Here is a 13,670-nt window from a genome sequence, read left to right as displayed (position 1 = left end):
TCCGCGGCGGCGAAGAGGAGGGAGGGGCTGCTGGGCACGGTGTCCTCGGAAGCGGGAGTACGGAAGCGGGAGTCGGGAGTCGGGAGTACGGAAGCGGGAGTACGGAAAGGGGGCGGGCGGCGGACGGGCGGTGCGGTCAGCGCAGGAAGGCCGCCGCCACACCCGCGTCCACGGGGATGTGCAGGCCCGTCGTGTGCGAGAGGTCCCCGCCGGTCAGCGCGAACACCGCGTTGGCCACGTGCTCGGGCAGCACCTCGCGCTTGAGGAGGGTGCGCTGCGCGTAGAACTCGCCGAGCTTCTCCTCCTCGATCCCGTACGTCGCCGCCCGCTGCGCCCCCCAGCCGCCCGCGAAGATCCCCGAGCCGCGCACGACTCCGTCCGGGTTGACGCCGTTGACCCGGATGCCGTGCTCGCCCAGCTCGACGGCCAGCAGGCGCACCTGATGGGCCTGGTCGGCCTTGGTCGCCGAGTAGGCGATGTTGTTCGGGCCCGCGAACACCGCGTTCTTCGAGGCGATGTACACGATGTCGCCGCCGAGCCTCTGCGCCCGCATCAGCCGGGCCGCCTCGCGCGAGACGAGGAAGGAGCCGCGCGCCATGACGGCGTGCTGGAGGTCCCAGTCCTCCGCCGTCGTCTCCAGGAGCGGCTTCGAGAGGGAGATGCCCGCGTTGTTGACCACGAGGTCGACCCCGCCGAACGCCAGGGCGGCCGCGGCGAAGGCGGCGGCGACCTGCTCCTGCGAGGTCACGTCGACCGGCACCGCGACCGCCTTGTCCGGTCCGCCCAGCTCCTCGGCGACCGCCTCGGCGTTCGGCCCGTTCAGGTCCGCGACCACCACACACGCGCCCTCCGCCACCAGCCGGTGCGCGATCGCCTTGCCGATGCCGCTGCCCGCGCCCGTGACCAGCGCGACGCGGGAGGCGAGCGGCCGGGGCTCCGGCGCGCGCCGGAGCTTGGCCTCCTCCAGCGCCCAGTACTCGATGCGGAACTTCTCGGACTCCTCGATCGGCGCGTACGAGGACACGGCCTCGGCGCCCCGCATGACGTTGATCGCGTTGACGTAGAACTCGCCCGCGACCCGCGCCGTCTGCTTGTCCTTGCCGAAGCTGAACATGCCGACCCCGGGGACGAGCACGATCGCCGGGTCGGCGCCGCGCATCGCCGGCGAGCCGGCGTCGGCGTGCCGGGCGTAGTAGGCGGCGTACTGCTCGCGGTACTCGGCGTGCAGCTCCTGGAGGCGGGCGACGGCCTCGTCCAGCGGCGCCGACGGCGGCAGGTCGAGGACCAGCGGCCTGACCTTCGTCCGCAGGAAGTGGTCGGGGCAGGACGTGCCGAGCGCCGCGAGTCGCGGGTGCCCGGCGGACGCCAGGAAGTCGAGGACGGCCCCGGAGTCGTCGAAGTGGCCCACCTGCGGCCGGTCCTGCGAGGCGAGGCCCCTGATCACCGGGGCCAGGGCGGCGGCGCGCTCCCTGCGCCCGGCCGCGTCGAGCGGCGCGTACCCGTCGATCGGCGGGCCGAAGGGCTCGGCCTTCCCGTGCTCGGCGAGGAAGGCCTCCGCGGTACGGATGATGTGCAGGGAACGCCGCTCGCACTCCTCGGCCGTCGCGCCCCACGCCGTGATGCCGTGACCGCCCAGGACGCAGCCGATCGCCCGCGGGTTGGCCTCCTTCACCGCGGCGATGTCCAGGCCCAGCTGGAAGCCGGGGCGCCGCCACGGCACCCACACCACGCTGTCGCCGAAGCACTCGGCCGTCAGCCTCTCGCCGTCCGCCGCGCAGGCGAGCGCGATCCCCGAGTCGGGGTGCAGGTGGTCGACGTGCGCCGCGTCCACGAGGCCGTGCATCGCCGTGTCGATGGACGGCGCCGCGCCCCCCTTGCCGTGCAGGCAGAAGTCGAACGCGGCGACCATCTCGTCTTCGCGCTCCACCCCCGGGTACACCTCCTTGAGGGCGCGCAGCCGGTCGAGCCGCAGGACGGCGAGCCCGCCCTCGGTGAGGGTTCCCAGGTCGCCGCCCGAACCCTTGACCCACATCAGCTCGACCTCGCCGCCGGTCACCGGGTCGGTCGCGGTGCCCTTCGCGGAGGCGTTGCCCCCCGCGTAGTTGGTGGTGCGCGGATCGGCGCCGAGCCGGTGCGAACGGGCCAGCAGGGCGGCGGCTTCGGGGTGGGGTGCCATGGTGTTCTCAGTCCTTAACGAAGACGAGGAGGGGGAGAAGGGTGGGGCGGCAGGTCACGCGCTCCGCGGGCCGCGAAGCGCTCGGGCCCGCGAGAAACCCGTGCCGCCGCCCGGGTGGGACGGGGGCCGGGACGGCCCGGCCCCCGGACACGGCCGGGACGGCGCGAGGCGGCGGTCCGGTGCGAGGCGGCCCGGTGTGACGCGCTGTCACGCGCCCCAGCCGGCCTGCTGCCCGCCGACGCGCTCCTCGGTGATCCGCCGCGCCCAGCCGGACGCGTGGTACGCGGCGACGGGGTCGGGGGCGAGCCCCCGCTCCTCGCGCACCTCGGCCAGCAGCGGCCGCACATCGGTGTTGTACGCGTCCATGAGCACCGCGTTGGCCGCGAGTACGTCACCGGAGCGCTGGGCCGCCGCGAGGGCCTCCTCGTCGACCAGCAGCACCTTCGCCGTGGCCTCCTGCACGTTCATCACGGAGCGGATGACGGCCGGGATCTTGGCCTCCAGGTTGTGGCACTGGTCGAGCATGAACGCGATCCCGGAGTCCGCGTCCAGGCCGCCGCCGCGCCGCACCTCGTACATGATGCGGAAGAGCTGGAAGGGGTCGGCGGCGCCCGCCATCAGGTCGTCGTCCGCGTAGAAGCGCGAGTTGAAGTCGAAGGCGCCGAGCTTCCCCTCCCGCAGCAGGAACGCGACGATGAACTCGATGTTGGTGCCCGGGGCGTGGTGCCCGGTGTCCACGCACACCTGCGCCTTCTCGCCCAGCTTGAGGCAGTGCGCGTACGAGGTGCCCCAGTCCGGCACGTCGGTCGCGTAGAAGGCGGGCTCGAAGAGCTTGTACTCCAGCACCATCCGCTGGTCCTCGCCCAGCCGCTCGTACACCGTGTGCAGCGCTTCGGCGAGCCGGTCCTGACGGGCGCGGATGTCGTCCTGGCCCGGGTAGTTGGTGCCGTCGGAGAACCACAGCTTGAGGTCGCGCGAGCCGGTCGCGTCCATGACGTCGACGCACTCCAGCAGGTGCCCGACGGCCTTGCGGCGCACCGCCGGGTCCGGGTTGGTGACGCTGCCCAGCTTGTAGTCGTCGTCCTGGAAGACGTTGGAGTTGATCGTGCCCACCCGGACGCCGCGCTCCTCGGCGTACCGGGCGAGGGCCTCGTAACCGTCCGGGGCCTCGACCCTGTCCCACGGGATGTGCAGCGCCACGGTCGGCGCGGCGCCCGTGAACTCGTGGACCTTCGCGGCGTCCTCGATCTTCTCGCGCGGGCTCCGGGGGACACCGGCCTGGGCGAACACCTTGAAGCGCGTTCCCGAGTTGCCGTACGCCCAGGACGGTGTCTCGACGGCCTGGCGCCTCAGGACCGCCCTGGCGGCGGCGGTCCGCTCCTCGTGTGCTGTGGACCCGGTCATGTCTCTCCTGTGAACGATCGCCGAAACGCTGTGGTGAAACGAGAGGTGTGAAACGAGAGGTGTGAAACGAAGGGTGTGAAACGATTCAATGAGCTGACGCTAAACGGCTCGTGCGGCGCTTGTCAACGGATCGCACGGCCTTGTCCGGGCCGTGGCCCGCCCCGTCCCGGGCTGGTCGGAGGGCGTTTCGGGGACGTTCGGGGCGAGACGCGCGCGGGTGCGCCGGCGGCCCGGGGTCTCCGGGGCACCGGCGTACCGCGAGCGCGCCGGGCTCAGCCCTCCCGCGTCAGGGTGAACCGGTGGGTGCCGTGGGTGAGGCCCGTGAGCGTGACGTGGCCGCCGTCCAGGCGCACCCCGGGCGCGCCCGCCCGGCCGTTCCCCCAGAGCGTCCGGCCGCCGCCGCGCACGGTGACCCGGTGGCCGTCCGTCGGGAGCGCCACCGTGCCGCCCGTGCCCCGAGGGGCCCGTACGGTCAGGGTGAAGGTCCGCCCCTCGCGCACCCAGTCGACCCGCAAGGGGCCGTGGGGTGTGGGCAGTTCACCCTGCGCCCAGGTCACCGAGCCGGGATGAGGGCGCACCTCCCAGGTCGCGTAGCCGGGTGACACCGGCTTCGCGCCGAGCAGTTGGTGGGTGAGCGCGGGCAGGACGCCGGTGGACCAGCCGTGCGCCGTGCTCGTGTAGGCGCCCTCGTACAGCGAGCCGTCCGGGCCGATGCCCTCCCAGTGGGTGGTGCCGGGGTCGTGGCCGTCCATCCACCCGTAGGTGCGCTTGATCTGGTCGATCGCCGAGTCCGCCAGGCCCGTCTCGAAGCGCGCCACCAGCTCCGGGTACGAGGTGAAGGCGTACACGCGCTGCGAGGCGCCGCCGAACAGGGTGTCGTTGTCCATGAAGGCGTTGCCGTACCGGCGCTTCGTCGTCCTGTCGAGGTGGGCCAGTGCCGAGGCGGCCCGGTCCGGGCCGGCGAGGCCCGAGGTGATGGCGAGGGCGTTGCCGTCCTGGGCGTGCCGGACCGCGCCGGTCGCGGAGTCCAGGTAGGCGCCCGCCGCCTCGTCCCACAGGTGCGTGTTGACCGCCTGCGCGACCTTCCCGGCCCGCTCCCGCCAGCGCCGGGCGTCCGCGCCGTGGCCCAGGTGCTCCGCGACGCGCGCCGCGTCGCCCAGGGCCTGGACGTAGTTGGCGTTGTAGTAGGTGACCCGGCCGGTGCGGCCGAGGAAGGCGTAGTCGCCGTAGCCGGACGTGCCGTTGAGCCCCTTGCTGAGCAGTCCCGCCTCGTCCGTCACGCTCGGGTACCAGTTGTCGAGGACCTTGACCAGCTGCGGGTAGTAGCGCGCGGCGTAGTCGCGGTCGCCGGTGTACAGCAGGTAGTCCCAGCTGCACGTCACCCACCACAGCGGGTAGTCGAACAGGGGGAGGGTGTAGTCGTTGATCGAGGCGGGCGGTATCCAGCCGTCGGCCCGCTGGTGTTCGGCGAGGTCGGCCAGGACGTTGCGCGCCGCCACCGCCGCGTCGTCGTGGGTGAGGTAGAGGGTGCGCCCCGAGACCGCGAGGTCGCCGACGTAGGGGTCGCGGTCGCGCTTGGGCCCGTCGTGCAGGACCAGCTTGCCGTCGAGCGAGGCGCTGAAGGCGCCCCTGGGGTCCACGTCGTCCTCGCGGAAGGTGTCGACGACCAGCTCGTTCGTGTAGGAGGCCCCGTACCAGTAACGATTCAACTCCTCGTCGGAGCTGAGGAACCAGCCCCGGTAGGAGCCGGGTGTGCCCAGGTAGGCGGTGAAGTCGAGGGACACGGAGTCGACGGCCACGGTGCCCCAGGGCTGGGCGGCGGGGGCGTCGGACGGCAGGGCGTCCAGGGTGATCCTGAGGTAGCGGAAGCCGTGCAGCCCGTCGGCGTACAGCTTGTCGCCGTCGGCGCCGTACCCCTTCCGGTCCGTCCAGGAGGCACCACGCGCCGGTACGGCGTACTGGTCGGTGCCCTGTCCGGCGCCGCCCGCCTGGTCGGCGCGGGTGAAGTCGGAGCGCTCGGTGAGGAACTGGAGCGTCTCGGAGAAGGCGAGGCGCACCCCGGGCCGGTTGGCGGAGGCCCAGGCGAAGTCCACCCGGGGGTACCCGACGACGACCTGGCCGAAGTCGAGCGTCACGCTGGGCGCCACGACCGGGTCCACGGCCTCGGGCCACACCTCGTTGACACGGGTGAACACGCCCCGGCCGAGGTCCTGCGCGGCGGTCACCGTGATCCGTACGCGGTCCGTGGAGACGGGCGCGTCGAAGCGGACGGCGCGCTGCACGGCGGTGTTGCCGGTGACGGTGCCGACCGTCCGCCAGTCCCCGTCCGCCCGGACGGCCACCGTGAACGCGGTGGGCACGCCGTCCGCGCTGGACACCACCGTCACCCCGGACAGCTCGCGCGCCGCGGGCGTGGTGAGGGTCAGCGTGTCGGGGAACTCGTGCTCGGTGTCGTCGTTCCAGAAGGTGCTGAGGTCGCCGTCGACGGCGTTTTTCGCCTCGTAGGTGCGCGGCGCGTCGCCGTTCCCGTTGTTGCCCGCGTGTGTCGAGGACGCCTCGGCGGTGGTGCCCTCGGGCCAGCGCGGTGCCCGCGGCGGCTGCGCGCGCCGCAGCACGGTGACCCGGCCGCCCGGCTTCAGCAGGGCGTCGGGCCGCGTCACCGCCCCGGCCGAGCGGACGACGCGCACGGGGCGCACCGTCCGTCCGGCCGGTCCGCGCACGTACCGCTTCCAGGCCCCGGCCGCCGCGTGGCCCCGCCCGGCGGCCGCGGCCGCCGGGGCCGCCGCCACGGGCAGCCCGGCGGCCGCGGCCAGCACCGCCGCGCCGGCCCCCGCTTCGAGCACCGTCCGGCGGCTGGGCCCCGGTGCTTTCTTCTCCTCGTCCGTCACGTCTGCGTGCCTCCCTCCGCGCGCCGTCCCGGAGCGCGGTTGCGTCGATGTGGTGCCGGCTTCGCCCCTGGCCTGTGGAGGGCGTCAGTTGGAGAACCGGTGGGTGCCCGACCCCGTGGCGAACACGGCGCAGCCTTCCTCCATGCGCAGGAACCTGGCCGCTCCGTGCGCCACCTGACTCCGCCGGCCGGCCGGTATCCACACCTCGGCCGTGGTGTTGGCCGGAACGGTGACGGTGAGGCGGAAGGTGCCGCCGCTCAGGCTCCAGCGGGTGGCGATGGGGCCGTGCACCGAGTCGTAGCGCCCCTGGGCCTCGGTGACACCGCCGCCGGGACGGGGCCGCACGAGGATCTCGCGGAAACCCGGCGCCGCCGGAGCGATCCCCGCGATGTTCGCGTACATCCACTCGCCCACGGACCCGTACGCGTAGTGGTTGAAGGAGTTCATCCCGGCGTCCTGGAAGCCGCCGTCGGGTGTGACGGAGTCCCAGCGCTCCCACATCGTCGTGGCGCCCCGGTCGATCTGGTACCCCCAGCTGGGGAAGGTGCGCCGCACGAGCAGCCGGTAGGCGACATCGGTGTGCCCGGTCGCCGTCAGTACGGGCAGCAGGCGCGGGGTGCCGAGGAAGCCGGTCGACAGGTGCCAGTCCCTGGCCTTGATGAGCGCGACGAGGCGGTCGGCCGCCGGTGCGCGGTCGGCCTCGGCCAGCAGGTCCATGGACAGGGCCAGGACGTAGGCGGTCTGCGTGTCGCCCTTCACCTTGCCGCCGCTGCTCACGTAGGCGGCGCGGAAGGCGTCCCGCACCCCGGCGAAGAGCGAGCGGTAGGGCGCCGGGTCCTCTCCGACGACCTCGGCCGTCCGGGCCGTGAGGTCGGCCACGTGCGCGAAGTACGCCGTGGAGATGACGTCCTTTGGTGTGTCGTCCTGGACGTTGAGCCAGTCGCCGAAACCGTCGGCCGGGCGCAGGAGGCCCTCGCTGTGCTTCTCCAGCCAGTCGATCCACCGCACCATCGAGGGCCAGGACTGCTCCAGGACCCGGGTGTCGCCGTACGCCTGGTAGAGCGCCCAGGGGACGGTCACCCCCGCGTCACCCCAGCCCGCCGAGCCGCTCCCGACGTCGGCGACATCGGGCGCGACGTGGGGCAGGGACCCGTCCTCGCTCTGCCCGTCCCGCAGGTCGCGGAGCCACTTGGTGAGGAAGCGGCCCGACTCCATGTTGTACGTGGCCGTCGGGGCGAAGACGTTGATGTCACCGGTCCAGCCGAGCCGCTCGTCGCGCGCGGGGGTGTCGGTGGGGACGGAGACGAAGTTGCCGCGCTGGCCCCACGTGATGTTGCTGTGCAACTGGTTGAGCAGCGGCACGTTGGTGGAGAAGTCCATCGTGAAGGGCGCGTCGGTGTGGATGACCCGCCCGACGACGGCGTTCAGCGGCGGCTTGCCGGGATAGCCCGTGACCTCGACGTAGCGGAAGCCGTGGAAGGTGAAGCGCGGCTCGTACGTCTCCTTGCCGCCGCCCTTGAGGGTGTAGGTGTCGGTGGCGCGGGCGGTGCGCAGATTGGCCGTGTAGAGGGTGCCGTCCGGGTTGAGGACCTCCGCGTGGCGCAGGGTGACGGTGGTGCCCGCCTCGCCCGAGACGGTGAGGCGGACGGCGCCGACCATGTTCTGGCCGAGGTCGTACACGAAGACGCCGGGCTTCGGCTCGGTCACCTTCCGGGCGGTCAGCTCGCGCTCCACCCGCGTGGGGCCACCGGCCTCGGCGACCAGCTCGGGGCTCACCTTGTCGACGGAGGCGGCCGCGACCCACGAGGAGTCGTCGAACCCGGCGCGGGTCCAGCCGTCCGTCTCCAGCCGCGCGTCGTACTCCTCGCCCGACATGATGTCCGCGCTCCTGAGGGGGCCGAGCGCGGCCCGCCAGTCGGTGCCGGACACCACCCGCTCGGTCGACCCGTCGGCGTAGGTGACCTCCAACTGGGCGAGGAAGGCCGGTTGTTCGCCGTACTGGTGCGGGCCGAACATGCCCACGTTGCCCGCGTACCAGCCGGCGGCGAGGGTCACGCCGAGCGCGTTGGCCCCGGACGTGACCAGTCCGGTGACGTCGTAGGTCTGGTACTGCACCCGCTTGCGGTAGTCCGTCCAGCCCGGTGCGAGCCGGTCCTCGCCGACCCGCCGGCCGTTGATCCGCGCCTCGTACAGGCCGAGGGCGGTGGAGTAGAGCCGCGCGCGGGTCACGCGGGTGCGCTTGAGGCGGAACTCGTGACGGAGCTGGGCGGCGGGGGAGGAGGAGGGCGTCACCTTGCCCCAGGGTCCCGCGCCCCACCGGGCGACGTCCTTCGCGGCCGGCCAGGAGCTGTCGTCGTACTGAGCGGAACGCCAGTCCCCGGCGGGCTCCTCGTCGGCGGCCTTCCACCCGGCGCCGGTGGCGAAGGCGCGCACTCCGTCGGCGGTCGTCAGCTCCAGGAGCCCGAGCAGCCCCGCGGGACTGGCCGAGGCGTTCGTCGCGGACACGGCGACGACCGCGCGGCCCGGACGCAGCGCGGAGGTCACGTCGACGAGGACGGGCCGGCGCCAGCCGTCGGCCGGGCCGTCCGCCTCGACCCCGGCCACCCGCGTCCCGTTCACGTACGCGGTGAAGCCGTCGTCGGCGGTCATGACCAGCCGGGCCCGCTTCACCCCCTCGGGGATGTCCGCGACGCCCCGGAAGTAACGGTTTCCGGCGGGCGCCCCGGCGGCCGGGTCGCCCTCGGGGAACCAGATCCACGAGGCCGCGTCGAGCGCGGGGGCGCCGACCAGGGCGGCGGGGGCGCCGATCCACCGGGCGGACCAGTCGGAGGCGGCCGTCAGACCGGTCTCCCACCAGGAGGGCTCGCTCCACGCGGAGACCTTGCCGCTCTCGTTCCAGACCCGCACCGACCAGTGGTAGCGGGTACGGGAGGCGAGGGCGGGGCCCGCGTACGGCACCAGGACGGACTCCGCCGAGGTGACCTTGCCGCTGTCCCACACGTCGGGCTTCCTGAGCCGGCCCGGGGTGCTGGCCACGCGTATCTGATAGGCGCTCTGCCGCTGTCCCGGCTCCTCGGACGCCAGCGGCCAGCTCAGCCGGGGGCGGGCGACGTCGAGACCCAGCGGATGGCTCACGTACTCGACGGTGGGGCCGCTGACGCGGACGGCCCTCCTGGCCGCCGGTGTATTGGCCGGGGACGACGGCGACGCCTGGGCGGTGCCCGACGCGGCGGAGGCGACAGCCGTCCCCAGGGCCGCCGTCGCGGTCGTGCTGAGCAGTCGTCTTCTGCTGATCACACTCGGCTCCCTACGACTCGACGATGAATCGTTTCAGGGATGGAAGCTAGAGTGGGGTAAGTGGCCTGTCAAGAGTTTCGGACGGGGCCGCAAAGGGATTGCGGATTTCCACGTCCGGGCCATTGACGCCGCTATTGATGCGGGGCTAGCTTCCGTGCAATCTGTATGAAACCTTTCATACGCGGCCGTGCCTTCGTCCGGCCCATTTTCTCAGTCGCCCCTTCAGACCCGATCGGTGCTACCCCATGAGAGAGCCCCCCGTCCTGGCCGTGCAGGGACTTGAGAAGTCCTTCGGGGCCGTGCGCGCCCTCCACGGCGTCTCCCTGGAGCTCCACGCAGGTGAGGCGCACGCCCTCGCCGGTGAGAACGGCGCAGGGAAGTCCACCCTCATCAAGACGCTCGCCGGGGTCCACCGGCCGGACGCCGGAACCGTTCTGATCGACGGCGAGCCCGTCGTCCTGCACGGGCCCGGGGACGCCCGCGACGCCGGAGTCGCGGTCATCTACCAGGAACCCACGCTCTTCCCCGACCTCTCGGTCGCCGAGAACATCTTCATGGGGCGTCAGCCGCGCCGCTCCCTCGGCCGGATCGACCACCGGGCCGTGCGCGCGGCCGCCGCCGCGCTGTTCTCGCGGCTCGGCGTCGACCTCGACCCCGATCAGCCCGCGCGCGGACTGTCCATCGCGGACCAGCAGATCGTGGAGATCGCCAAGGCGCTCTCCTTCGACGCCCGCGTACTGATCATGGACGAGCCGACGGCCGCGCTCACCGGCAGCGAGGTGGCCCGTCTCTTCACCGTGGTGCGCACCCTGCGCGAACAGGGCGCCGCGATCCTCTTCATCTCCCACCGCCTGGAGGAGATCTTCGCGCTCTGCCAGCGCGTCACGACGCTGCGCGACGGGACCCTGATCTCCAGCGAACCGGTCGCGGGGCTCAGCGAGGACGATCTGGTACGCCGCATGGTCGGCCGCGACCTCGACGAGCTGTACCCCAAACAGGACACGGAGATCGGCGAGGTCGCGCTGAGCGTGCGGCGGCTGACCCGCGAAGGCGTCTTCACCGACGTGTCGTTCGAGGTGCGCCGCGGCGAGATCGTGGGTCTGGCCGGGCTCGTCGGGGCCGGCCGCAGCGAGGTCGCCCGCGCCGTGTTCGGCGTCGACCGCTGGGACGGGGGAACCGTCGAGGTCGAGGGGCGGGTCCTCGTCAACGGCGCCCCCAGCACCGCCATGGCGGCCGGGCTCGCCCTCGTACCGGAGGACCGGCGCGCCCAGGGCCTCGTGATGGACATGTCCATCGAGCGCAACATCGGGCTCACCGGGCTGCGCGCGAGCGCGCGCGCCGGGATCATGGACCGCGGCGCCGAACGCAGCCGCTCCCTGGACTGGGCCGTACGGCTCCAGGTCAAGTACGCCCGTATCGCCGACGCCGTCGGCACGCTCTCCGGCGGCAACCAGCAGAAGGTCGTCCTCGCCAAGTGGCTCGCCACCGGGCCCCGGGTGCTGATCGTCGACGAGCCGACCCGCGGTATCGACGTGGGCACCAAGGCCGAGGTGCACCGGCTGCTCTCCGGGCTCGCCGCGGAGGGCGTCGCGGTCCTGATGATCTCGTCCGACCTGCCGGAGATCCTCGGCATGGCGGACCGCGTGCTCGTCATGCACGAGGGACGTCTCACCGCCGAGATCCCGCGCGCGGAGGCCACGGAGGAGTCCGTGATGGCGGCGGCGACGGGCAGGGCGGCGTGATGAACGGGCCGACACCTCCCGCCCGCGCCTCCACCGGGCCCGCGCGGCGCCGGCCCGCGCGGCCGCGCCCCGGCCCCCCGCGCAGTTCCCCGTGCCCCTCCGGGGCGCGTTACCCCGGAAGGAGGACGGCATGACCGTCACCACGCGGCCGCCCGCACCGGCCGTCGACCCCGAGAAGGCGGGCGGCACCCGCCTCGTCGAGCGCGTCTTCAAGATGCGTGAACTCGCCATCCTGCTGGTCTTCCTGGTGATGATCGGGGTGACGCAGGCCGGCAACAGCGAGTTCCTCTCGGAACAGGGCTTCAAGGACCTGCTCCTCAACGCCACCATCCTCGTCCTGGTCGCCACCGGGCAGGCCCTCGTCGTCGTGACGAGGAACGTCGACCTGTCGGTCGGCTCGACGCTCGGTATCACCGCCTTCGCCGCGGGCGACTTCCTCCAGGGCGGCGGGAACCCGGCCCTCGCGATCCTGCTCGCCGTGGCCCTCGGCGTCGGCTGCGGTCTCCTCAACGGCGCGCTCGTCAGCCTCGGCCAGGTCCCCGCGCTCGTCGTCACCCTCGGCACGCTGTACGTCATCCGCGGCCTCGACTCGGTCTGGGTCGGCTCCCGCCAGATCACCGCGGCCGACCTGCCGGGCGGTTTCGTGGACTTCGGCTCCGGCGGGATCTCCGCCGTCCCCTACCTCGCGCTGATCGCCCTCGGCGTGCTCGTCCTCGTCGCCTCCTACCTGCGGCACTTCGGTGGCGGCCGCGAGCTGTACGCGCTCGGCTCGAACCCGGAGGCCGCCCGCCTGGCCGGCATCCCGGTGCGCAGGCGGATTCTCGCCGCGTACACCGCGTGCGGGGCGCTCGCCGGACTCGCGGGCGCGCTGTACCTCGCCCGCTTCGGCAACGTCGACTCCGCCACCGGCAACGGCTACGAACTCACCGTCGTCAGCGCCGTCGTGGTCGGCGGCGTCGCCTTCACGGGCGGCTCCGGCAGCGTCTACGGGGCGGCGCTCGGCGCGCTGCTGCTGACCTCGATCAACAGCGTGCTGCCCGCCCTGGGCGTCAGCTCCGTATGGGTGCTCGCCATCAACGGTGTCCTGCTCGTCCTCGCCATCGCCGTCGACCGGGTCGTCGCCCTGCGCGTCGCCAAGGCCCTGAAGAAGAGGAACGCCCGCCATGGCTGACTCGTCCCTCACCCGCGCCGTCCGCTGGGACACCGTGGTGGGCGCCCTGCTGGTCGTCCTCCTGCTGCTGTCCTTCTCGTTCGTCGACGGTTTCGGCAACGCCCTCAACCTGTCGTTCCTGATCGGCAACACGCTGCCCATCGCGCTGATCGCGCTCCCGATGACGCTCCTCGTGATCTCCGGCGAGATCGACCTGTCCGTGGCCTCCACGGCCGGGCTGTCCGGGGCGGTGATGGGCTCCCTGTGGAACGCGGGCCTGTCCATCGAGACGATCATCCCGCTGTGCCTGCTCCTCGGCGTCGTGTGCGGGCTGGTGAACGGCCTCCTCGTGACCCGGCTGGGGCTGCCCTCGCTCGCCGTCACCATCGGCACCATGGCCGCCTACCGGGGGATCGCGCAGATCGTCCTCGGCTCGGACGCGGTCACCGACTTCCCCACCCAGTACCTGGACTTCGCGGCGGGACGCATCGGCGGCACCTTCGTCCCGTACGCGTTCCTGCCGTTCCTGGCCCTGCTAGCGATCGCCGTCATCGTCCTGCACGCGACGCCCTTCGGCCGCTCCCTGTTCGCGATCGGCGCGAACGAGGAGGCCGCCCGCTTCGCCGGCGTCCGCGTCAAGCGCCACAGGCTGTGGCTGTTCGTCCTGACCGGGCTGTTCGCCTCCCTCACCGGCGTCTTCTGGGCGCTGCACTACGCGAGCGCCCGCTACGACAACGCCACCGGCCTCGAACTGTCCGTCGTCGCCGCCGTCCTGCTCGGCGGCATCGACTTCGACGGCGGCAAGGGCACGCTCGGCGGCGCGGTCGCCGGGGTGTTCCTGCTCGGCGCCCTGCAGAACGCGATGAGTCTGCTCAACGTCTCCGCGCAGTCCCAGATCGTCGTCACCGGCGTCCTCCTGGTGGTGTCCGTCCTCGGGCCCCGCACCGCCCGGCAGATCGCCACCGCACGGGCCGGCCGCCGCGCCGCCACCTCCTCCCTCTGACCTCACGTAC

General features: G+C 72.9%; 7 protein-coding genes. 3 read left to right on the top strand and 4 right to left on the bottom strand.

From position 1 onward, the window contains the following. Positions 1 to 136: 136 nt before the first annotated feature. From ACFYMP_RS13840 to ACFYMP_RS13825, 4 genes are all read right to left on the bottom strand, one after another. Positions 137 to 2,176, bottom strand: a complete 2,040-nt coding sequence (locus ACFYMP_RS13840; protein ID WP_388855645.1) for a bifunctional aldolase/short-chain dehydrogenase — start codon at positions 2,174 to 2,176, stop codon at positions 137 to 139. A 207-nt stretch (positions 2,177 to 2,383) separates the two neighbouring features. Further along, a complete protein-coding gene (gene rhaI / locus ACFYMP_RS13835) occupies positions 2,384 to 3,580 on the bottom strand; it encodes an L-rhamnose isomerase (protein ID WP_388855642.1) in 1,197 nt (398 codons plus the stop codon). 272 nt (positions 3,581 to 3,852) lie between these two features. Then, positions 3,853 to 6,468: an alpha-L-rhamnosidase C-terminal domain-containing protein gene (locus ACFYMP_RS13830; RefSeq protein ID WP_388855638.1), complete on the bottom strand. Its 2,616-nt coding sequence runs from the start codon at positions 6,466 to 6,468 to the stop codon at positions 3,853 to 3,855. An 84-nt stretch (positions 6,469 to 6,552) separates the two neighbouring features. Beyond that, complete coding sequence (locus ACFYMP_RS13825) at positions 6,553 to 9,765, bottom strand: alpha-L-rhamnosidase (protein ID WP_388855635.1); 3,213 nt, start codon at positions 9,763 to 9,765, stop codon at positions 6,553 to 6,555. A 245-nt stretch (positions 9,766 to 10,010) separates the two neighbouring features. Between ACFYMP_RS13825 and ACFYMP_RS13820 the strand changes: the two genes are divergently transcribed. The 3 genes from ACFYMP_RS13820 to ACFYMP_RS13810 all read left to right on the top strand — a co-directional run bounded on the left by ACFYMP_RS13820 (position 10,011) and on the right by ACFYMP_RS13810 (position 13,660). Next, complete coding sequence (locus ACFYMP_RS13820) at positions 10,011 to 11,507, top strand: sugar ABC transporter ATP-binding protein (RefSeq protein ID WP_388855632.1); 1,497 nt, start codon at positions 10,011 to 10,013, stop codon at positions 11,505 to 11,507. A gap of 130 nt (positions 11,508 to 11,637) precedes the next feature. Further along, positions 11,638 to 12,678 (top strand): ABC transporter permease, encoded by a 1,041-nt coding sequence (locus ACFYMP_RS13815; protein WP_388855629.1) that lies wholly within the window; start codon positions 11,638 to 11,640, stop codon positions 12,676 to 12,678. Next, entirely contained in the window at positions 12,671 to 13,660 is a 990-nt protein-coding gene (locus tag ACFYMP_RS13810) for an ABC transporter permease (RefSeq protein ID WP_388855626.1), read from the top strand. Before ACFYMP_RS13815 ends, ACFYMP_RS13810 begins: the two co-directional genes overlap by 8 nt. The last annotated feature ends 10 nt before the right edge of the window (positions 13,661 to 13,670 follow it).

The organism is Streptomyces sp. NPDC007088 (assembly GCF_042869355.1).
In the GTDB taxonomy this organism is placed as follows: Bacteria; Actinomycetota; Actinomycetes; order Streptomycetales; family Streptomycetaceae; genus Streptomyces.
Note: the sequence above shows the minus strand (reverse complement) of the source record. Positions and strands in the feature narration are given on the sequence as shown.